This is a genomic window from Arthrobacter sp. Soil_C_60 (genome assembly GCF_057656375.1).
Window position 1 is genome coordinate 185,574 of record NZ_JBDGKM010000003.1, and the last position, 20,676, is coordinate 206,249.

The 20,676-nt window shown below is 66.6% G+C and carries 15 protein-coding genes; 10 read left to right on the forward strand and 5 right to left on the reverse strand.

Annotation, left to right across the window (positions count from 1 at the left end; genetic code table 11):
- Position 1 precedes the first annotated feature (1 nt).
- The 5 genes from AC3A4M_RS07705 to AC3A4M_RS07725 all read left to right on the forward strand — a co-directional run bounded on the left by AC3A4M_RS07705 (position 2) and on the right by AC3A4M_RS07725 (position 4,762).
- On the forward strand, positions 2 to 1,096 hold the full coding sequence (locus AC3A4M_RS07705) for an FUSC family protein (protein ID WP_498735569.1): 1,095 nt from the start codon (positions 2 to 4) through the stop codon (positions 1,094 to 1,096).
- Positions 1,097 to 1,136: 40 nt separating this feature from the next.
- Complete coding sequence (fbaA, locus tag AC3A4M_RS07710) at positions 1,137 to 2,213, forward strand: class II fructose-bisphosphate aldolase (protein WP_169992393.1); 1,077 nt, start codon at positions 1,137 to 1,139, stop codon at positions 2,211 to 2,213.
- Complete coding sequence (locus AC3A4M_RS07715; RefSeq protein ID WP_498733626.1) at positions 2,214 to 2,633, forward strand: DUF3151 domain-containing protein; 420 nt, start codon at positions 2,214 to 2,216, stop codon at positions 2,631 to 2,633.
- A 285-nt stretch (positions 2,634 to 2,918) separates the two neighbouring features.
- Complete coding sequence (locus AC3A4M_RS07720; RefSeq protein ID WP_498735015.1) at positions 2,919 to 4,064, forward strand: LPXTG cell wall anchor domain-containing protein; 1,146 nt, start codon at positions 2,919 to 2,921, stop codon at positions 4,062 to 4,064.
- Between the two features lie 71 nt (positions 4,065 to 4,135).
- Positions 4,136 to 4,762, forward strand: a complete 627-nt coding sequence (locus AC3A4M_RS07725; RefSeq protein ID WP_498735016.1) for a thymidine kinase — start codon at positions 4,136 to 4,138, stop codon at positions 4,760 to 4,762.
- On the opposite strand, the gene AC3A4M_RS07730 is transcribed toward AC3A4M_RS07725, so the two are convergent.
- The gene (locus AC3A4M_RS07730) at positions 4,726 to 5,601 is read right to left on the reverse strand and encodes a DUF72 domain-containing protein (protein WP_498735570.1); all 876 of its coding nucleotides are present in this window, start codon (positions 5,599 to 5,601) and stop codon (positions 4,726 to 4,728) included. The genes AC3A4M_RS07725 and AC3A4M_RS07730 overlap by 37 nt on opposite strands.
- A 233-nt stretch (positions 5,602 to 5,834) precedes the next feature.
- Here AC3A4M_RS07730 and AC3A4M_RS07735 point away from each other — a divergent pair, with 233 nt between their 5' ends.
- The 5 genes from AC3A4M_RS07735 to AC3A4M_RS07755 all read left to right on the forward strand — a co-directional run bounded on the left by AC3A4M_RS07735 (position 5,835) and on the right by AC3A4M_RS07755 (position 11,224).
- On the forward strand, positions 5,835 to 7,124 hold the full coding sequence (locus AC3A4M_RS07735) for an adenylosuccinate synthase (RefSeq protein WP_498735017.1): 1,290 nt from the start codon (positions 5,835 to 5,837) through the stop codon (positions 7,122 to 7,124).
- A gap of 43 nt (positions 7,125 to 7,167) precedes the next feature.
- A complete protein-coding gene (locus AC3A4M_RS07740; RefSeq protein WP_498735019.1) occupies positions 7,168 to 8,580 on the forward strand; it encodes a pyridoxal phosphate-dependent decarboxylase family protein in 1,413 nt (470 codons plus the stop codon).
- A 77-nt stretch (positions 8,581 to 8,657) separates the two neighbouring features.
- Positions 8,658 to 9,464: a carbon-nitrogen hydrolase family protein gene (locus AC3A4M_RS07745; RefSeq protein ID WP_498735020.1), complete on the forward strand. Its 807-nt coding sequence runs from the start codon at positions 8,658 to 8,660 to the stop codon at positions 9,462 to 9,464.
- Between the two features lie 249 nt (positions 9,465 to 9,713).
- Positions 9,714 to 10,268: an RNA polymerase sigma factor gene (locus tag AC3A4M_RS07750; protein WP_498735021.1), complete on the forward strand. Its 555-nt coding sequence runs from the start codon at positions 9,714 to 9,716 to the stop codon at positions 10,266 to 10,268.
- Positions 10,265 to 11,224: a hypothetical protein gene (locus tag AC3A4M_RS07755; protein WP_498735022.1), complete on the forward strand. Its 960-nt coding sequence runs from the start codon at positions 10,265 to 10,267 to the stop codon at positions 11,222 to 11,224. Before AC3A4M_RS07750 ends, AC3A4M_RS07755 begins: the two co-directional genes overlap by 4 nt.
- A 103-nt stretch (positions 11,225 to 11,327) precedes the next feature.
- On the opposite strand, the gene AC3A4M_RS07760 is transcribed toward AC3A4M_RS07755, so the two are convergent.
- The 4 genes from AC3A4M_RS07760 to sfnG all read right to left on the reverse strand — a co-directional run bounded on the left by AC3A4M_RS07760 (position 11,328) and on the right by sfnG (position 20,573).
- Positions 11,328 to 17,057: a peroxidase family protein gene (locus AC3A4M_RS07760; RefSeq protein WP_498735024.1), complete on the reverse strand. Its 5,730-nt coding sequence runs from the start codon at positions 17,055 to 17,057 to the stop codon at positions 11,328 to 11,330.
- A 359-nt stretch (positions 17,058 to 17,416) separates the two neighbouring features.
- On the reverse strand, positions 17,417 to 17,917 hold the full coding sequence (locus AC3A4M_RS07765) for a CoA-binding protein (protein ID WP_074700122.1): 501 nt from the start codon (positions 17,915 to 17,917) through the stop codon (positions 17,417 to 17,419).
- On the reverse strand, positions 17,914 to 19,389 hold the full coding sequence (locus tag AC3A4M_RS07770; protein WP_498735026.1) for an O-acetylhomoserine aminocarboxypropyltransferase/cysteine synthase family protein: 1,476 nt from the start codon (positions 19,387 to 19,389) through the stop codon (positions 17,914 to 17,916). Before AC3A4M_RS07770 ends, AC3A4M_RS07765 begins: the two co-directional genes overlap by 4 nt.
- Entirely contained in the window at positions 19,389 to 20,573 is a 1,185-nt protein-coding gene (gene sfnG, locus AC3A4M_RS07775) for a dimethylsulfone monooxygenase SfnG (protein WP_498735027.1), read from the reverse strand. Before sfnG ends, AC3A4M_RS07770 begins: the two co-directional genes overlap by 1 nt.
- Positions 20,574 to 20,676: the final 103 nt, after the last annotated feature.

Consider the following 20,676-nt stretch of genomic DNA (forward strand, 5'->3'; position numbering starts at 1 on the left):
GGTGAAGCTGGTCAAGCACCACGTCCGCACGCTGCATTCCCTCGGCCCGGCCAGCAACGATCATCTGGCTGCATTCCGCGTGGCGGTCAGCGTGGCCGTACCGTCGCTCGCCCTGCTGTTCCTGGGCCGGCCTGACCTGATCATCTACGCCGTTTTCGGGGCGCTGACGGGCATGTACGGCAGGAACGAACCACACCAGCTCCGGCTCAAGCACCAGACGCAGGCGGCCCTGTTCCTCCTGTCCGGCGTGACCGTCGGCGTCTTGCTATCGGTCGCCCACATCCATTCGTGGGGACTGGTGCTCGTCGAGGCGCTGCTCGCAGGGGTGGGCTCCGTGGTGGCCGACAGGCTGCGGCTCCGGCCGAACGGGCCGTTCTTCGGCATCCTGGCCCTGGGCGCCTGTGCCTCCGTCCCCACCACCATTCCGATGTTCGCCGCCGTACTGATCTGCGCGGCATCGGCCGCGTTCTCCATCGCGGTGGGCTTCGGGGGCTGGATCAGGCTGCGGACCTGGAACCCCGCAGCTGTGCGCGCCGCCGTACCCCTGGGCCGCCAGAAGACAGTGGTTCACGCCGCGCGCTACGTGCTGGCCGTCGGCGCCGCGGGAGCCATCGGGGTCCTCAGCGGCAGCGGGCATCCGCACTGGGCCATGGCCGCGGCGGCCGTACCTTTGGCCGGAGCGGACCTGCCCAGCAGCGTGCATCGCGGACTTCACCGGATTGTCGGCACCTTCCTCGGGCTGGCGATTGTCGCCGTCGTACTTTTTCCCGGTCCCGCCTCACCGCTGCAGTTCTTTCCCGGGCAGGAAGCCGCAGTGCTGGCCCTCCTCGTGATCATTTTCCAATTCACCACGGAACTGTTCATGACCCGGCATTACGGGCTGGCGATGGTCTCCTTCACTCCGGTCATTCTGCTCATGACGCAGCTGGCGTTCCCGGAGGACCCGCTGCTGCTGGTCACCGAGCGCGGTGTGGAGACGCTGGTGGGAGCGGCGATCGGCATCCTCGTGGTGGTTACCGTCCGCGCGCAGCGGGCTGCCGCGCCGCACGGCCCGGGGGAATCGCGCGGCCGCAAAGACCTCACGGCGGCTTCATAGACCCCTCCGGGTGGCCCGCTGCCGGGGCCGACTGGATAGGATGGAGACAGAGGCCACCTCCCTCGAGAACTCACTTATCTATCAAGGAGTCCGCATGCCTATTGCAACCCCTGAGATCTATACCGAGATGATTGACCGCGCCAAGAGCGGCGGCTTCGCCTACCCCGCCATCAACGTCACCTCTTCCCAGACGCTGAACGCGGCGCTGCAGGGCTTCGCCGATGCGGGCTCGGACGGCATCATCCAGGTGTCCACCGGCGGCGCTGCCTACTGGTCCGGCGCAGGGGTCAAGGACATGGTTGCCGGTTCCCTGGGCTTTGCGGCGTTTGCCCGCGAGGTTGCCAAGAAGTACCCGATCAACGTTGCGCTGCACACGGACCACTGCCCCAAGGACAAGCTGGACAGCTTCGTGCTGCCGCTGCTCGCCGAATCCGAGGCCGCCGTCAAGCGCGGCGAGGACCCGATTTTCAACTCCCACATGTGGGACGGCTCGGCCGAGACCCTGGAAGACAACCTCCGCATCGCCGAGGAACTGCTGGCCCGCACCGCCGCGGCCAAGATGATCCTCGAGGTCGAGATCGGCACCGTCGGCGGCGAGGAAGACGGCGTCGAGAACGAGATCAACGAGAAGCTCTACACCACGGTCGATGACGGCCTGAAGACCATCGAGGCGCTCGGCGCAGGCGAGAAGGGCCGCTACATCACGGCCCTGACCTTCGGCAACGTGCACGGCGTCTACAAGCCGGGCGGCGTGAAGCTGCGCCCCGAGCTGCTCAAGCAGATCCAGGACGAGGTCGGCGGGAAGATCGGCAAGGAGAAGCCGTTCGACCTGGTCTTCCACGGCGGCTCCGGCTCCTCCGAGCAGGAAATCGCGGACGCTGTTTCCTACGGCGTGATCAAGATGAACGTGGACACCGATACCCAGTACGCGTTCACCCGCCCGGTGGCCGGCCACATGTTCGCTAATTACGACGGCGTCCTCAAGGTGGACGGCGACGTCGGCAACAAGAAGACCTATGACCCGCGGGTCTGGGGTGCCGCTGCCGAGAAGAGCATGGCCGCCCGCGTGGTCGAGGCCGCCCAGCGGCTGGGTTCGGCCGGAAAGTCCGTGAAGTAGATGGCCGAGTTCCGCAAGAACCTGCTGGGCCCGGACGCCACAAAGCTGCCGGAGGAAACCGAAGTCCTGGCACGACTGGACGCCGGCGATGAGGCCCTTGACCTCGCTGCCAAGCACCCGACGTCGTCGTTGGTTTGGGCCATCCTGGCCGAAGAGGCCTACGGCGAGGGCCGGACCATCGAGTCCTATGCCTTCGCCCGCGTGGGCTACCACCGCGGCCTGGACGCACTGCGCCGGGCCGGTTGGAAGGGCGCCGGGCCCATCCCCTGGGAGCACGAGCCGAACCGCGGCTTCCTGCGCGCCCTGTACGCGCTGGGCCGCGCGGCCGCCGCCATCGGCGAGGGCGAGGAAGTAGTCCGGATCGACAAGTTCCTGAACGAATCGGACCCCGAGGCGAAGGCTGCCATCGAGGCCTCCTGAATCGAGGCGGGATCTCGGCGCCAGAGGCTTCCTAGCCTCGTGGCGCAGCAACCTGACGCAATAAATGGAGAAAAGGCGGGAACAAGGGCGCACGTAGGGCCCCTGTTCCCGCCACTCGTTTAACGAAGCCAAGCAGTGGGAAAAACGTTCCGACTGGCGCATATGTCCCGGATCACTTATATTTCTGCTTAGGTCCGGATGAAGCCGGCCGCAGGGCGCGGAATTCATCGGATTGGCGCGAGTGCTGCCCTGCCTGCACAGCCAAGTTGGGGACAGGAAATCCACGTGACATCACGACTGCGCTCAGCGCTGCTCACCGGCGCCGTTGCCGCCACACTCGCCCTCGGTGCCGCACCGGCCCAGGCGGACAACCATCAGGATCCGTCAGGCCTTCCCGCCGCGGAAAATACCGCCCCCGCGCCCGCCGCGGACCTGGTTGTCACTGACCTGGAGGCTACACCTGCCACCGAGACCGCGCCTGCTGCCGAACCCGCGCCTGCTGCCGAAATTGTGCCGGTCGAATCCGCACCTGCTCCGGTACCGGAAGAGCTGCTGGCCGACGCAGTGATTCCCGTGCTGGTGGAGGAAACCGAGACCAACGACGACGGCGGGACGCCCACCGGGGAAGTCGAGGAATCGATTGAGGACGTTGACGGTGGCGACGGCGGAGTCGCCGACGCGTCGGAAGACGGTATGGATGACGCGCCGGACAGCGGCTTGGGGGAGGAGCCTGCTGCCGGAGCTGACCCGGCGCCCGGCGCCGGAAGTGAGCCGGCCCCGGTTGTCGAACCAGGCACCCCGGCTGCTCCCACGCCCTCTACTCCTCAGACCTCGGTTCCTGCCGGCTTCGAACCGATCGTGGTGGGCGGCCGCACCCTGACCCACGCGGACTTCAACATCCCCGATGACATCGCTGCCAGCGACGAAGAGACCATTGCCCTCTGGATGGAGGAGAACATCGACCTGGTGCTCGAGTCCGAGGGCATGATCTACATCGTTGACCTCATGGTCCGCTACCTCGAAACGGGAGACCGGGAAGGTCTGGAAGCCCTGATCCGCGAACTTGGCGCCTCCGATCCGGCCGCCGCGGAAGACTTGATTCGGGAGCTGGACGGATGGTTCCAGTGGCTCGAAGAATGGCCGGCTGAGTTTGGAGAATGGCCTGAGAACTTCGGGGAATGGCCGATGGATGTGCCCTTCCCCGCCGCGCCGGCCACCGAACCTGCTCCGGCCGCCTCCCCGGCCAGCGTCGAGGTGGCGCCGGCCGCACTGGTGCCGGCTCAGAAGCCAGCCGAAAGTGCCGCCGTCGCCGCTCCGGCAGGCGAGCTGGCGGAGACCGGCGCCTCGGGCACCATCTGGCTGTCCGCGGGAGGAGCAGGATTGCTGCTTCTCGGCGTCGCCCTGGTCGCCTTGCGCCGCCGGATGGCCTGAACGTCGGCTGAACCGGACCGTCATTGCGGATCAGTAGAATCGACTGCTGGACCGCTTTGAAAGGTACGATTTTGGCCAAACTCTATTTCCGGTACGGCGCGATGAATTCCGGAAAGTCCACCGGGCTGCTCCAAGTTGCCTTCAACTACGAGGAGCGCGGGCAGCGCGTGCTGCTGGCCAAACCCCAGCTCGACACCAAGGGCGACACCGCGATCGTCTCCCGAATGGGCATGACCCGGGAAGTGGATTTCCTGATCCGCCCGGGCGACAACGTCCGGGAGCTGTTCGCCAAGGCCGCCTCCGGGGACGATCCGGATGCCCTGCTGGAGCATGTGGAGGTCAAGACGGTGGCATGCCTGCTGGTGGACGAGGCGCAGTTCCTGACACCAGGCCAGGTGGACGACCTCTTCCGCATTGCGGTGCTGGACGGTGTGCCGGTGATCGCCTACGGCATCCGCACCGATTTCCGCACGGCAGCCTTCCCCGGCGCCGGGCGGCTGCTTGAACTGGCCCACTCGCTCGAGGAGCTGAAGACCATCTGCCGGTGCGGGCGCAAGGCGGTCTTCAACACCCGGCGGATCGGAAACGAGATTGTTTTCGACGGCGAGCAGGTAGCCATCGACGGCCAGGACATTGCGTACGAATCGCTGTGCGGGAACTGCTACCTGGAGGCGTCCGGCGGCCGGCTCGGCAGCTGAGAGTCCGCCAGCCGCTTCGCCAGGCCCATCGCGTCGTACGGTGCGCGGACCTTAACGTCGTTGTCGAAGTAGAGGTAGGCGTCCCGGCCCACGCCATCGGGGCAGCCGCTGCCGTCCAGCCAGCCGCGGACCGCGTCCGCCCAGTGATCCAGGTCGGCATCGCCATAGCCGCTGACATAAAGCTCGTCCTTGCCGTGCAGCCGGACGTAGGCGAAGTCCGCCGTGATCTCGTGCAGCATCGGCCACGTCCCGGCGCTGTCGGCTATGACCAGGGCAATGTTGTGCCGGCGCAGCTGGGCATAGAAGTCCTCGGTGACGAAGGTGGAACTGCGCACCTCCATGGCATGGCGCAGCGGCCGGTCCTCGGTAACGTCGAACCAGGTCCTGTCCCGCATCAAATCCGTATGTTCGGACGCAAGGTGGGCCGCCGCCGTCGTTGTTTGGGGGAGCAGCGTCAGGAACTCCTCGACGACGTCCGGGTCGTATTTCAGGTTCTCCGGCAGCTGCCACAGGAACGGGCCGAGCTTGCCGCCGAGCGCCAGCACGCCCGAGGCGAAGAAGTTCGCCAGCGCCCCGCGGGCGTCGCGAAGGCGGCGCATGTGGGTGATGAAGCGGCCGCCCTTGACCGCGAAGACGAAATGTTCCGGAGTGGCATCGCGCCACTGCAGCCAGCTGGACGGGCGCTGCAGCGAGTAGAAGGAGCCGTTGATTTCCAGCGAGTCGAGGTGGGTCGCGGCGTATTCGAGTTCCCGGCGCTGGGGGAGGCCCTTGGGATAGAACGTTCCGCGCCACGGGGCATAACGCCATCCGGAGATGCCGACGCGCGCAACTGGCTTCAAAGTCCCCACGCTCAGCACGCTACTCTGGCCGGACGCGTCCGGCCAGAGCCAGCCCGGCACACATTGCGACGTCCCGCGGCCGCAGGAATCCGCGGTTAATCGGCGCATCGGCTAAACTTGGCAGGTAAGAGCCCCAGAACTCCACCCGGAGTCGGGGCGTTCTCATGCGCGGCAGATGCTTCCTGCCTCTCCCCTTGGCAGGGTTTCCGCCGCATCGAATGGGGGAGGATCCCATGCCAGCAATTGTGATCGTCGGAGCCCAGTGGGGCGACGAAGGTAAAGGCAAGGCAACGGACTTGCTTGGCGGCCGCGTGGACTACGTGGTTAAGCCGAACGGCGGCAACAACGCCGGCCATACCGTCGTCGTCGGTGGTGAGAAGTATGAGCTCAAGCTCCTTCCCGCCGGCATTCTCAGCCCCAACGCTACCCCCATTATCGGCAACGGCTGCGTGGTGAACCTGGAAGCCCTGTTCGAGGAGATCGACGGCCTGGAGGCACGCGGCGCGGACACGTCCAAGCTCCGCGTCTCCGCCAACGCCCACCTGGTGGCGCCGTTCCACCAGACCATGGACAAGGTGACGGAGCGCTTCCTCGGCAAGCGGGCCATCGGCACCACCGGCCGCGGCATCGGCCCCGCCTACATGGACAAGGTGGCCCGGCTGGGCATCCGCGTGCAGGACGTGTTCGACGAGTCCATCCTGCGGCAGAAGGTGGAAGGCTCGCTGCATCAGAAGAACGAGCTGCTGGTCAAGGTCTACAACCGGCGCGACGTCGACGTCGAAGAGATCGTCGAGTACTTCCTGTCCTTCGCCGACCGGCTTCGCCCCATGATGATCGACTCCACCTTTGTGCTGAACGAGGCGCTCGACGACGGCAAGGTGGTGCTGATGGAGGGCGGCCAGGCCACGTTCCTGGACGTGGACCACGGGACCTACCCGTTTGTCACCTCCTCCAATCCGACGGCGGGCGGCGCGTCCGTGGGCTCGGGCATCGGCCCCACCCGGATCAACCGTGCCGTGGGCATCATCAAGGCCTACACCACCCGTGTTGGTGCCGGCCCGTTCCCCACCGAGCTCTTCGACGAGATGGGCGAGTACCTGCAGAAGACCGGCGGCGAGTTCGGCGTGAATACCGGCCGCCCGCGCCGCTGCGGCTGGTACGACGCTGTGCTGGCGCGCCATGCCTCGCGCGTCAACGGCTTCACGGACTACTTCGTGACCAAGCTGGACGTGCTGACCGGGATCGAGCGGATTCCGGTGTGCGTGGCGTACGACGTCGACGGCGTCCGGCATGACGAGATGCCGATGACCCAGACCGAGTTCCACCACGCCAAGCCCATCTTCGAGTACTTCGACGGTTGGACCGAGGACATCACCGGGGCCCGGAGCATCGCGGATCTGCCGCCGAACGCCCAGCTTTATGTGAAGGCGCTCGAGGATATCTCCGGCACCCGGATCTCCGCCATCGGCGTGGGACCGGACCGGGACCAGACCATCGTGGTGCGGGACCTTATCGCCGAGTAGCGGTACCCTGTCCGGCCTCGGGGTTTGGGCGTAGCATGCAGGAATGGCGGATGACTATGGCATCCTGCGGCGCACTGCCGAGCTGGCCACCGAGTACCTGCGTGCCCTGCCTGAGCGGCCGGTCAAGAGCGGCATGGCTGCGGCGGACCTGCGCCGCGAACTGATCACCGCACTGCCCGAGACCGGCGAGGAACCGCAGGCCGTGATCGAGCAGCTGGCGGCGGTGGGCGGCCGTGCCGCGGTGGCCATGGCGGGACCGCGCTACTTCGGCTTTGTTATCGGCGGGGCCCTGCCGCCGGCCCTGGCCGCGGACTGGCTGACCTCCACCTGGGACCAGAACGCCGGGCTCTACGTGGCCGGACCGGCAGCGTCGGTGGTGGAAGAAGTGGTGGGCGCCTGGCTGTTGGAGCTGTTCGGCCTGCCGCCGGCCAGCGGGTTCGGCCTGGTGACCGGGTGCCAGATGGCGCACTTCACTTGCCTGGCCGCCGCCCGCACCGCAGTGCTGGAGCGGGCGGGCTGGGACGTCACCGGGCGCGGGCTTTTCGGCGCGCCCGAGGTGGAAGTGGTGGTCGGCGACGAGGCGCACAGCACGGTCCTGTCCGCCCTGCAGTACCTGGGGCTCGGCCGCGACCGCGTGCACACCGTGGCCACGGACAGCCAGGGCCGGATCCGGCTGCGGGAGCTCGAGAAAGTCCTCGCGCGGATTCCGCACCGGGATCCGTTGATTGTGAACCTGCAGGCCGGGAACGTGAATACCGGCTCCTTCGATCCGATCCGCGCCGCCATTGACCTGGTCCGCCGCCGCGAAGGAGCCTGGGTCCACGTGGACGGGGCCTTCGGCCTCTGGGCCGCCGTGAGCCCGGAACTGCGGCCCCTGCTCGACGGGGTGGAACTGGCCGACTCCTGGGCCACGGACGCGCACAAATGGCTCAACGTCCCTTACGATTCCGGCCTGGCGTTTGTCGCCGACGCCGATGCGCACGTCAAGGCCATGGCGCCCCCGCACGCCTCCTACCTTGAATACGGGCAGGAACGCGACGAAGTCTCCTGGGTGCCGGAGTTCTCCCGCCGCGCCAGGGGTTTTCCGATCTACGCGGCGCTCCGCACCCTCGGCCGCGACGGGGTGCGGGAGATGGTTGAGCATTGCTGCGCGCTGGCCCGGCACATGGCGGCCCAGCTCGGCCAGGTTGACGGCGTCGAAATCCTCAACGACGTGGTGCTCAACCAGGTGCTGGTCCGCTTTATCCCACGCGGTGATGGAAACATTAGCGGCGCCGGCGGGGACGACTTTACCCACGACGTCGTACGCCGCGTGCAGGAGGACGGCACGCTCTGGCTCTCCGGCACCACCTGGCACGCCATGGCCGCGATGCGGATCAGCGTGAGCAACTGGTCCACCACCCTGGAGGACGCGGACCGCTCCGTGGAGGCGATCCTGCGCTGCGCCGGACGCTGAAAAACCCTCTAGAGATTCCGTGCCGCAGGTTCTGTAGTCTGGAATGACACACGCCGCCAGCGAGACGGGAGCGCATCATGAAGGTCAGTGTTGGGCAATTCGATCCTTCCGGGGACGTCAACGAAAACCTCAGCGTCATGCGTGCGCAGGCCGAAGAGGCCAAGGCCGCGGGTGCCGAGCTGATCCTGTTCCCCGAAGAGTCCATGTTCACCGTCGGCAAGGTCGAAGGGAATCTGATCTCCGCCGTCAACGAGCATTGGACCGCCTTCGTCCAGAAGCTCTCGTTCATCGCCGCGGAGACCGGCATCGCCCTGATCGCCGGCGGCTACGAGGCCAGCGGGGAAGAGCGCCCCTACAACACGCTCGTCATCGTGGACGCGACCGGCCGGATTGTGGATACGTACCGGAAGCTGCATCTGTACGACGCGTTCTCGTATCAGGAGTCCACCAAGATCAAGCCGGGCGACGGCGGCCTGAAGCTCGTGGAGATCGGCGGGCTGCGGGTGGGCGTGATGACCTGCTACGACGTGCGCTTCCCGGAGATGGCCCGCGGCCTGGCGGACCAGGGCGCGGACCTGATCTGCGTGGCCGCCGCCTGGTTCAAGGGGGACCACAAGATCGAGCACTGGGAGACGCTGCTCAAGGCCCGCGCCATCGAGAACACCTGCTGGGTGGCCGCGGCCGGCACCTCCAGCAGCCATACCGTGGGGCATTCGGCCATCCTGGATCCGATGGGCATCGTGCAGGACTACCTCAACGACGAACCGCGCGGCGTTGTCACCGTGGACGTGACCCGCCGCCGCATCGACGAGGTCCGCGAGTTCCTCCCGGTGCTGCGGAACCGGCGCCTGGCCAGCACCGTGGACGTGGTGGAGGCCCACTAAAGCCAGGCATCGGGACGGCCCGGAAAAAAGTTTTAGAAAGTTTTTTGAAACCGCGTAACTTTTCCTCAAGCCGGTTCGATTACTTATATGTAGAGGCCGCGCCAGAGCTTCCCCCCCAACGAGCTGTGGCGCGGCTTTCACATCTTCTGGATGGGCCCCGGCCGAATGTCGGGCGCTGCATCCAGCGCGGAGCGAGTGGCGCGGCTATGATAAGGGACGCCGGGCCAGTCGCTACTTAAAGGAAAAACCGTGGATGGATTGCTGACAGATGAGGATCTGTCGGCAGCTGTTTCCGGAGACGGGCGTTCCGCCGAGAAGATTTACCGCTCTTTGTCGCCCAAGGTCATGGGGTACCTGCAGGCCAGGGGCGTTGAGGACACCGAAGCCGTCGCCCAGGAAGTCTTCCTGACGGTTTTCCAGAAACTCGACAAGGTCACCGGGGGTGTTGCAGGTTTGAAGACGTTCACGTTCTCGGTAGCCCACGCCAGAGTGGTGGACGCCGCCCGCGCCCGTGCGCGCCACCCCCACCTCGCCGAGTACGACCCGGATTTCGACACCCGGACCGTCTCCTCGGCCGAACAGGTGGTGGTGGACCGCTCCGGCGGCGACGTCGTCCAACTGCTGCAGGCCCTGAACCCGGACCAGCGTGAAGTCCTGTCGCTGCGCATCGTGGCAGACCTGCCCATCGACCAGGTGGCCAGCGTCATGGGTAAATCGGAGGGCTCGGTCAAGCAGCTCCAGCGCAGGGCACTCGCGAAACTCAAGGACATGGTCATCGGCAGCAAGGTAGGAGGGGCATCATGAACCAGCAACGTCCCGGCAGCGCGCCGGATGCGGATCTGCTCGCCGACGCGGGCGACTACCCGGAACTGCATACCCTGCTGGCCGAGCTCCGCGACCTCGGCCAGGGCCCCGCTCCCGAGCCGTCCCCGGAGCTTGCCGCCTTCTTCAAGCCCAACGTCGTCCCGCTGCGCCGCAAGCGCCGGGGCGCCATCATCGGCGTCGTCGTCGCCGCCTCCATGAGCCTGGGCGTGGGCGCCGTGGCGGCCAACGAGGAGGTCCGCGAGAACCTGTACGCCGCCGTGGACACCGCGGTGGAGCTGGTGCAGCCGGATGAGCCGGACCAGCTTACAAACCAAGCTAACGACGGCGGTGCCTCCGACGGTGCGCTGCCGGCGCTTCCCCCGGTGGTCGCCTTGCCGGGCGGGGCGGACATCCCCGCCGGAGCCGGGCAACGCGTTGAAAGTTCCGGCGGCCCGGTGAAGGCCGCCGCCAAGGAGCGCGGTCGCCAGAGCGGCAACGGGGCCGATTCGCGGGTCCGCGCCGGCGGACAGCCGGCCGCCGTTCCCGCCGCACCCGCTGGACCGGATCCGGCAGGACAGGCCGCGGCAAGCAAGGGCCAGCCGGCCGGTGGCCAGGCCAACGAAAAGGCCAAGGCGAATGACAAGACCCACAACAAGCCCAAGGCCAACAAGCCCCACCCCCAGCCCCACAAGCCCGCCGGCGAGACCGTCCGGAACGCCGTGCCGAACGCCGGGAAGGCGCAGCAGCCCGTGAAGCGGCTCGTGCGGCCTGCGGTCGAAGGTGCCCCGCTCATCAACAAGGGTCAGGACAAGCAGGCGCCCGGCCAGGTCGAGGACAAGGGCAGCGGAGCGGCGGAAAAGCAATCCGGTCCGGTCGAAAAGATCGTCGAGAAGGGCGTGGACCCAACCGTGGAGCGGTTGGGCAGAACCCTGGGCAATGTAGTGGACAGGGACTGAGCCGCAGAACCTACCCAGCCCCAGAACGCACGCTCCGCAGAACGCAGGCAAAAAGCCAGGCCCCGGTTTCCCGGAGCCTGGCTTTTTAGCTGGCCGCTTCGGCTCAGAACAGGATGCTCATCGCATTCCAGCCGCTGTTGCCGATGACCTGCCGGGGTGTGAACCCGCCGGTGCCGGTGCCCGGGTAGAGCAGTAACCGTCCGTCAGCGTCCCGGGCGATGACGTCCGGGTTGTTGTCGCTGTTGAGGTCGCCGGGGCTGAAGATGGCGCTCATGGAGTTCCACCCCGTCCCGATCTGGATCCGCGGATCCAGCCTGCCGGTGCCCGTGCCCGGGTACATCCACAGCCGCCCGTCCGTGGTCCGTGCCACCAGGTCCGAGCTGCCGTCCCCGTCGAAGTCGCCGGGGCTGTGCAGGCTGGTGATGGAGTTCCACCCGCTGCTGCCCATCAGCTCGCGCGGCTCGAAGCGACCCGCGCCGTTGCCCGGGTAGAACCAGAGCCGGCCCGAGGTGTCACGGGCAATCAGGTCCGTGTCGCCGTCGTTATCCGAATCGCCTCCGCTGAAGACCGCGTTGATCGCGTTCCAGCCGCTGGAGCCAATGAGGATCCGCGTGCCGAGACTGCCCGCGCCGTCGCCGGGGTAGAGCCAGAGCCGGCCGGAACCGACGCTGTCCTTGGCGATGATGTCCGCCTTGTCGTCCCCGTCGAAGTCGCCGGGGCTGGCGATGGCGTTCATAACGTTCCAGCCGCTGGAGCCGAGCACGGTGCGCGACATCAGGTTACCGTCGCCGTCGCTGCGGTACAGCCACAGCCGGCCGTTGCCGTCGCGCGCCACCAGGTCGGCGAAACCGTCGCCGGTGAAGTCGACGTTCTTGACCGTGGCAGGCTGGCCAGCCTCCGTGGTGAAGCTCCAGGTGGTGGATGCCACCGGGTTGTTGAAGGCGTCCCGGATGGCCGTGGCGCCGCCGGTCACCGTTACCTCGTACCGGGTGTTGGCAGCCAGATCGGCAACCGGATCCAGGACCGCCGTCATGTTCCCGTTGGTTTGGGTCACGGTGGCTTCAACGGTTGCGTTGGTGGCGGCATTGCGCAGCACCATGGTGGTGTTGCTGACGCCGGTCACGGGTTCGCTGAAGGTCACCGTGGGATTGGCGCCGAGCAGGATTCCCGTCGCCGCATCCGCCGGGGTCTGGGCGGTGACCGTCGGGGCTACCGTCTCCACCGGTTGGACGGCGTTCGACGGATCCGAGAAGGCTCCCGTACCCACCGCGTTGACCGCGGCGACCTGGAACCGCAATTGGCTGCCGGCCGGCAGATCGGTGACCACCATGCTCGTGGCGGTTGCTCCGGCCTCCCGGATTTCACCCACCTGGGCATTGCCAGCGTCGATCACCATGATCTTGTAGCCGGTCAGTGCGGATCCGCCGTTGCTGGCCGGAGCGCTCCACCGCACGGTGGCCTGCTGGTCGCCGGCGGTGGCGGTGCCGATGGCCGGGGCAGCGGCCGCAACCGGAGCCGGGGTCACCGTTGCACTCGGAGCGGAGTAGGCGCCGGCGCCTGCTTCGTTGACCGCGCGGACCTGGAACCGGTACGCCGATCCGTTGGTCAGGCCGTCTACCAGCAGCGACGTCGTTGTGGCGTCGACCGGGCGCGGAGCGCCGACCTGGGTGCCGCTGGCGTTGAGGATCCTGACCTCGAAACCGGTGATCGATGAACCTGCCGGTGCAAACCAGCCGACGTTCGCCGAGGCGTTGCCGCCCGTGGCCGTGACGCCGGTCGGAGCCGCGGGTACCTGCGTATCGGCGAACACCAGGCGCTCAATGTTGCGCAGGGTATCGGTGCCGTCGCCGGTCAAGGCGGCGTCATCTCCGTCCGCCACATTGTGCGTGACGGTAGTGATGCTGCCCGCCGCGCCCGGCTGGGCGCCGGCCGGGGTGGTGGTGACGGTGTAGTTGCTGCTGATATCGCTGAACACCGCGACGTCCGCATTGCCCGGGCTGGCGCTGTCAACGATTTCACGAACGACGACGACGTTGCCCGGATCCACCTTGCCGGCGAAGATCGCCTGCTGCAATGTCTCCGTGCTGCCGGCCAGATAGGGCTTGGCCAGCGCCGTTGCCGATCCGATCTCGGTGGCGGCGTCGGCTGCGTTGGTCCGGACGCTGAGCCGGACCCGCAGTTCCTTGTCGCCGTCGAGAATATCGTCGGCCCCGCGGCCCTCGATGGTGTCGTTGCCGCCGCCGCCGAGGATGATGTTGCCTTCGCCCCAGACCGCCGTGCCGGAGGTTGCGCCGGCGGGCAGCAGGGCCGCGAGGCCGCGGATGCGTGCCACGCCGTCCGCGTCCAGCCAGTTGCCTCCGGAGAAGCCCTCGCCTTCGGCAGTCCGCGGCACCACGCTGTCGCCGCGGAGGATGTCGTTCCTGCTGCCGCCCGAAAGCCCTTCGACTTCCGCATGGCGGTCACGCAGGACGTCCACCGGAAGCGGGACACCCAGCAGCCTCAGCTCCAGGTCAGCATCCGCGGCCAGCTCGTCGAACTCGTAACTGGACCAGTCGAACCCTGCCGTTCCCGCATTGCGCTCGATGCCGGGACCGGCGAGCAGAATGTCGTCCCCGCCTTCGGCGTCGTAATCGTCGTCGCCGTTCTGGCCGTTGATGACGTCGTGGCCCGGCTTGTTGGGATCGTCGAAGAATGGCGCGCCGGAATCGCCCTGCAGCAGGTCGGCCCCGTCACCGCCTTCAATCCAGTCATCGCCGGAGTCCGCGAACACTGTGTCCATTCCGCCGCCGGCAATGATGAAGTCATCGCCCGGTCCGCCGAAGTGCTCGTTGGTGTTGGCCCCGCCGTTGAGCAGATCCTTGCCGTCGCCGCCCAGAATGATGTCCAGGCCGGGTCCGGCATCGATGGCGTCATTGCCCGGACCGCCCTTGGGAACGTCGTCCCCGGCGGCGTCGGTGATGATGTCGTTGCCCTCGCCGCCCAAGGCGGTGTCGGCGCCGTCGTTGCCTTCGATGCGGTCATTGCCCGGGCCGCCCCAGAACGTGTCGTTGTCGACGCCGCCCCAGACCTGGTCCCTGCTGTCGGTACCGTTGAAGACGCTCTGGCCGTTGATGCCGGGAGGATCGATCGAGTTCATCGTCCGGTAGCGGATGGTGCCGTCCGGCATCCGGATCAGTAGCTCGGTCTCGTTGCATTCCGACGCCGGATCATCCGCGATGTTCGTGCCGGTGCCGCCCAGGTTGGCCAGCTGGAACTTGCAGTCTGCGGTGGAGAAGACGTCCGCGGTGATGGAGTGCGCGTTGGTGTTGCGCATGATCATCTCGCCGAAGGAGTTGCCTTCCAGCTGGGAGAACAGGTTCATGCCCGGCGTGCGCACCAGGTAGTAGAACCGGTCACCGTTCTGCAGGTCAAGCATCTGCTTCTCGAAAACATAGTTGAAGGTTGAGCCGAGCAGGCCGCCGAACAGGTTGGTGCGTTCGGCAAGGCCGCCCATCCACAGGTCCACGGTGTCCAGACCGGTTGGCTTGTCCGCCCAGGTTCCCGTGGCGCCCATGAAGTCGCCGGCGTCGGCCGGAATGGCTTCCGGCGCGGTGTCGAACGGCGGATCCACGATCAGCCGGGCGGCCTCCCGCTTCTCCACCAGAGTGGTCTTGGACGTGATGGTTTCGTGCGTGCCGTAGGCGGCAACGAAGTTCACCAGCGACTCGGGATGCTTGATGTTCAGCCCGAAGTCGATCCAGTTCTTGTACGGCATGAGCTGGCTGTCGTTGGTCTTGGCGTGCAGCTCCTTGCGCAGCTCGTTCAGCGACGGCAGGCCGGTCTCCCGGGCCCGGGCCATGTTGATGGCGGCGAGGTCCAGCGGCAGGCCCAGCAGGTTGCTGCGCAGCGTGTCGGTCACGAACTCGTCGAGCTCGTTGCCCACCTGGTTGGACATGCCCATGGCGATGCTGCCGGCCGCGGACTTGGAGTCCAGGACGCCGGCGGAACCGCCGTCGGTGTAGGCCACCGGGTTGAGGAACCCGTTCAGGAGCGGTGTATCGTTCGACGAGCCGTCCTCGTTGGTGCGCGAGATGGTGTCGGTGAGCATCGAGTGGCCAAACCGGTACACGGCGTGGGCGAACTCGGCGCTGATCGCGGAGTTCACGTCGTCGTGGTAGCCGGAGAACGGTTCGATCAGCGGCTGGACCTTGCGTGCGAACTCCTCGAAGGCCAGGTGCTGGTATTCCATCTCGGTGATGAAACGTGCAGCCTGGAAGAGGCGCTCCCCGTTCCAGCCTTCCGCGCCGGCGGCGAGCTGCCATTCCTTCAGGGCGGCATCGCCCCGGGCATTGCCGGTGTCTTCAGTGAGGACCTTCTGGATGTCATCCACCAGCCGGTTGTGCTCGGAGTGGAAGATCTGGTGGATGGAGGTCAGGCCGATGTTCTCGTTGACGCGGCCGTCACCGGCGACGAAGTGCCGGTCCAGCATCTCGTTGTCGTAGGTTCCGGCGGTCTGGCGTGCGGTGGCCGGAGTGATGGCGGTGTCGGTGTCCGCGATCAGTCCCGGAGCGGGGACGGCGTTGTGCGCGATGTCCTCGATGAAGGCCTCGCTGACCCGCTGAACGTTGGCGGGCGCAGGCACGGGAGCGGCAAGGTTGCCCTCCACGGTTCCCGTCGGCGTCACATACTGCGGGAGCCCGTTGGGGCCCGGAACGAACTTGCCGTACGGATCGGTGAGGATCACCGGGATGTTCAGTGCATCGGCGTCGACCAGCTTCAGGCCGAGCAGCTCGGCAGCCTGCTTCTTCAGCAGCTGCCAGGTGCCCATGCCGCCGTCGGCCGAGGTCAACAGCTCGCCGGTGGAGACGGGCTTGCCGGCGGTGTTCTTCGCATACGTGCGCAGGAACACCTGATGTGCTGCGTGGGAAGCGTAGGTCTGGGACTGGTCCACGTAGGGATTGGTCCGGTTGGTGGCTTCCTGGATGTCGTCGTCGGTGCCCATCTGGCCGTCGGGGCCGGGCTGGTTGGTTGCCCGGGTCACCGCCATGAAGCGCAGGTGCGGCGGCAGGTCATCGGCCGTGTTCAGCTTTCCGTCGCGTCCGGGGATCAGCGGATCGTCATCCTTCAGCGGGACATAGACCGTGCCGCCGGACTTGCTGACCAGGTCGAGGCCGTGGTCGAAGAACTGTCCGAAGAGCGTGAACAGGCCGTTGTAGGGCGGCGAGAGTCCTACGTCGGTGGTGACATTCGGGATGAACAGTGTTTCCCCAGACGGAACACAGCCTTCGGGAAGGCCCGCCGTCGTCGGTGTTGGATCCGTGGTGCAGGGGACAACGCCGTCGGCGGTCTGGCTGCGCAAGGGAAAGCCCGCCGCCTTGACGGCCGCGGGGTTGGTGGACGTCTGGTCCACGATGAGGTTGCTGATGACGCGCGGCTGCGAGTCCCAAACGTCCTTCTTGGAGGCGTATCCGGGGTCGGCCGTGGCGGCGACCCTCGTCGACGTGCTGTCTTCGGCCGGCCGGAAGTCCGGCGTGGTGAGCCGCGGGAACTTCTCCTGCGCCGCGCCGAAGTTTTCGCGGTCTTCCTGCAGGTTGTTGCAGGAACCGTCCACCGTGCGCAGGCCGTAGGAGACCAGCGGGCCCGGCACCTGGTTGGGACCGTCGCCGAGCAGCGCTCCGCAGGGGCCCGTGGCGGACGTCGTGTTGGCCACATGGGCCTCGGAAATCTTGATCTGCTTGAGGATAAACGCCAGATCCGCTGGCGTAACGGTGAATCCCTGGCCCACCACCCCAGCGTGGGCCGGACCTGCAAGGGCCGGAAGGCCCAGCGACGTGGTCAGTACAAGTGCGAGCATGCCGGCGACGCCGCGGCGCCGGTACCCAGTTTGTTTCGTGGCCGGTTGCCCGGCACCAGCTTGACGGGAGGATGCTTTGCGCCCCCGCGCATCCTCCCGCTTATTCCCCATAACCCGGTGAGTGAACATCTAAGACCCCTCGGTCTCGATTGAGCGGCTCATCAGTCGACGCGGACTTCATCGATTGTTAATGGGCCGGAGTTAATCGTCGAGGCAGGACCTTGGTAAAAACCTAGAGATGGGGGGTCTGCGGGATCCCCTAAATAAGGGGATGGGTACGTTTTGGGCTGGATTGTAGGGAAAAGCAGAGGGGGCAAACGGTTGCCATAGGCACCGCTCGCCCCCTCCAGATGGGTTAATCAGGCTGTCAGCTGGCGTTTCGAGGAGATGACTCCGGTATCGAAACCGGCCAGGTGCAGGCCGCCATGGAAGCGTGCATGCTCGATCTTGACGCAGCGGTCCATAACCACATTGAGCCCGGCAGCCTCGGCCTTGGCCGCAACTTCCTCGTGCCAGGAGCCGAGCTGGAGCCAGATGGTCTTCGCGCCCACGGCGATGGACTCATCCAGCACGCCGGGGAGGTCGTCGTGCTTGCGGAAAACCTCGACCAGGTCCGGGACCTCGGGCAGATCCGCCAGCGAGGCGTAGACCGGCTGGCCCAAGATCTCCTTGGCTACCGGGTTCACAAAGTAGACCTTGTACTTGCTCGAGGAGAGCAGGTACGTGGCCACGAAGTAGCTGGCCCGGCTCGGCTTGTCCGAGGCGCCGACAATGGCGATGGTCTTGGTGTTGCGCAGGATGTTCAGGCGCTCCGGTGCGGACGGCCCGACCCACTTGCGCTCTGGCGCGGATACGCTCACTTGGCAGCTCCTTCTTCGGCTTCGACGAGATCCTCGACCGACTCGACCACGCGCGTGCCCGGTTCGGTGTGCGCGCTGCGGGCCGCCGGAACGGTGCAGGATTCACCGGCATAGGACGGCGACGCGAACTCCGAGGTATTGAAGACGTCGTCTTCATGGTCGCGGCTGGGGCCGTGCTCGGCGCCGGCATGCTGGGACTCGGCCAGGGCCTGGTCCAGGTCCCACAGGATGTCCTCGACATCCTCAAGGCCCACGGAAATGCGGATCAGGTCCTCGGGCACACCGGCGGCCAGCAGCTGTTCGCCGGTCAGCTGCTGGTGTGTGGTCGAGCCCGGGTGCAGGACCAGGGTCCGCGCGTCGCCGATATTGGCCAGGTGGGAGGCCAGCTGCAGGGACTCGATGAACTTCTGACCGGCAACGCGGCCGCCCTTGACCCCGAAGGAGAACACCGATCCAACGCCCTGCGGGAGGTACTTCCGGCCGCGCTCGTGGTGCGGGTGCGAGGGCAGGCCAGCATAGTTGACCCAGGAGACACGCTCGTCCGCCTCGAGCCACTCGGCGACCTTGCGGGCGTTCTTCAGGTGCTCGTCCATCCGCTGCGGCAGCGTCTCCACGCCCTGCAGCAGCTGGAACGCGGACTGCGCCGACAGCGACGGCCCGATGTCGCGCAGCTGCTCCGAGCGGAGCTTGGTCAGGAAGCCGTACTCGCCGAAGTTGCCCCACCAGGAGACATTGCCGTACGAGGGCACCGGCTCCGTCATCGTCGGGAACTTGCCGTTGCCCCAGTTGAAAAGACCGCTTTCGACGACGACGCCGCCCAGTGTGGTGCCGTGGCCGCCCAGGAACTTGGTGGCCGAGTGGATGACGATGTCCGCGCCGTGCTCGATTGGACGGATCAGGTACGGCGTGCTCAAGGTGGCGTCGACGATCAGGGGGATCCCGGCGTCGTGCGCTACTTTGGCCAGGCCCTCAAGATCGGCGATGTCGCCGGACGGGTTGGCGACGATTTCGGTGTAGACGGCCTTCGTGTTCTCCTGCACTGCTGCGGCGAAATCCGCCGGATCATTGCTGTCGATGAAGGTGGTTTCCACACCGAAGCGGCGCAGGGTGACGTCGAGCTGGGTGATCGTCCCGCCGTAGAGCTTGGACGAGGCCACAATGTGGTCCCCGGCTCCGGTCAGCGCGGCGAAGGTGATGAATTCGGCGGCCATGCCGGAGGAGGTAGCGACGGCGCCGATGCCGCCTTCGAGCGAGGCGATCCGCTCCTCGAATGCGGCCACCGTGGGGTTGCCGATCCGCGAGTAGATGTTGCCGTACTTCTGCAGCGCGAAGAGATTGGCGGCGTCGTCGGTGTCCTTGAAGACGAAGGACGTGGACTGGTAGATCGGTACGGCGCGGGCACCGTGCTCGGCATCGGGAGTTCCACCCGCATGCAGGGCACGGGTGCGGAAGCCGAATGTGCGTTCAGCCATTAAAGAGTGGCTCCTTCGAAGTTGGTTTCGGGCAGCAGGTCCGTGTTCAGTTCGGTACCGTTCTTGCGGGCCAAGTCTGCCTCGAGTTCGCGGACGATCGGCAGGACGTTGCGGCCAAAGGCCTCGACCTCTTCCTGGAAATGCAGGTAGCAGGTCAGCATCAGGTTCACGCCGATCTTCTTGAAGTCCACGATACGTTGGGCAATCTGCTCCGGCGTACCTATAAGTCCTGTCTTGAAGCCGTCGTTGTACTGGACCAGGTCCTCGTAGCTCGAATCGGCCCACATGCCCTTGCCGTCCTTGGTGGAAGCACCGGCTTCCTGAACTGCGGCGCGGAAACCTTCGACGGCGGGGCGGTGGGCCTTCTCCACGATTTCGCGCAGGGTGTCCTTGGCCTCGGTTTCGGTGTCGCGGGCGATGACGAAGCCGTTCAGTCCGAACTTCGGGGTGCGGCCGACGGCGGCTGCGGCGGCCGTGACGCCGGAGATGTTGTCCTCGAAGCCCGCCAGGTCCTTGCCGTTGGAGAAGTACCAGTCGGCGGTGCGGCCGGCGGCGGCCTGGGCCGCAGTGGAGTTGCCGCCGAAGAAGATCTCCGGGTGCGCCCGGCCCGGGACGTCCAGCGGCGCCGGGTTAAGGGTGAAGTTGTTGATGTTGTAGTACTTGCCGGACTGCGAGTACTCCTGCTCGGTCCACAGGCCGCGCAGGACACGGATGAACTCCTCGGTGCGGACGTAGCGCTCGTCATGCTCGAGCCACTCCAGGCCGAAGTTCACGAACTCGTCCTTGAGCCAGCCGGAGACAACGTTGACGGCAGCGCGGCCGCCGGAGAGGTGGTCCGCCGTGATGATGAACTTGGCCAGCACGCCGGGATGCCACATGCCGGGGTGGACAGCGGAGATGACCTTGAGCTTTTCGGTGGCGCCGAGCAGGGCCAGCGAGAAGCTGGTGGCCTCGTGCTGCTTGTCCGCGCCGTAGCTGGCGGCGTAGCGGGTCTGGGTCAGGGCGTACTCGAAGCCCGAGTTCTCGGCGATCCGGGCCAGCTTCTTGTTGTAGTCGAAGTCCCAGCTGGTGCGCTGTTCAATGGTGGAAACCACCAGGCCGCCGGAAACGTTCGGGACCCAGTAGGCGAATTTCAGCGGGGTTTCGAGATCAGCGATCTGGCTGACCGAGGTGTTGGTGCTCATGGCGAATTCCTTCAAAGTCTGCGCCGCGGCGCGATGTGCGGGAATCCCGGGCAATGACGATCCGTCGGGCGCCAGGCCGGACAGCCTTGCGCCATCCGGATCA

What these genes read in the sequence shown, in the direction of transcription:
- fbaA (WP_169992393.1), top strand. Translation starts at nt 1,137, where the DNA reads ATGGAGACAGAGGCCACCTCCCTCGAGAACTCACTTATCTATCAAGGA.
- AC3A4M_RS07715 (WP_498733626.1), top strand. Translation starts at nt 2,214, where the DNA reads ATGGCCGAGTTCCGCAAGAACCTGCTGGGCCCGGACGCCACAAAGCTG.
- AC3A4M_RS07735 (WP_498735017.1), top strand. Translation starts at nt 5,835, where the DNA reads ATGCCAGCAATTGTGATCGTCGGAGCCCAGTGGGGCGACGAAGGTAAA.
- AC3A4M_RS07740 (WP_498735019.1), top strand. Translation starts at nt 7,168, where the DNA reads ATGGCGGATGACTATGGCATCCTGCGGCGCACTGCCGAGCTGGCCACC.
- AC3A4M_RS07745 (WP_498735020.1), top strand. Translation starts at nt 8,658, where the DNA reads ATGAAGGTCAGTGTTGGGCAATTCGATCCTTCCGGGGACGTCAACGAA.
- AC3A4M_RS07755 (WP_498735022.1), top strand. Translation starts at nt 10,265, where the DNA reads ATGAACCAGCAACGTCCCGGCAGCGCGCCGGATGCGGATCTGCTCGCC.
- AC3A4M_RS07760 (WP_498735024.1), bottom strand. Translation starts at nt 17,057, where the DNA reads ATGCTCGCACTTGTACTGACCACGTCGCTGGGCCTTCCGGCCCTTGCA.
- AC3A4M_RS07770 (WP_498735026.1), bottom strand. Translation starts at nt 19,389, where the DNA reads ATGGCTGAACGCACATTCGGCTTCCGCACCCGTGCCCTGCATGCGGGT.
- sfnG (WP_498735027.1), bottom strand. Translation starts at nt 20,573, where the DNA reads ATGAGCACCAACACCTCGGTCAGCCAGATCGCTGATCTCGAAACCCCG.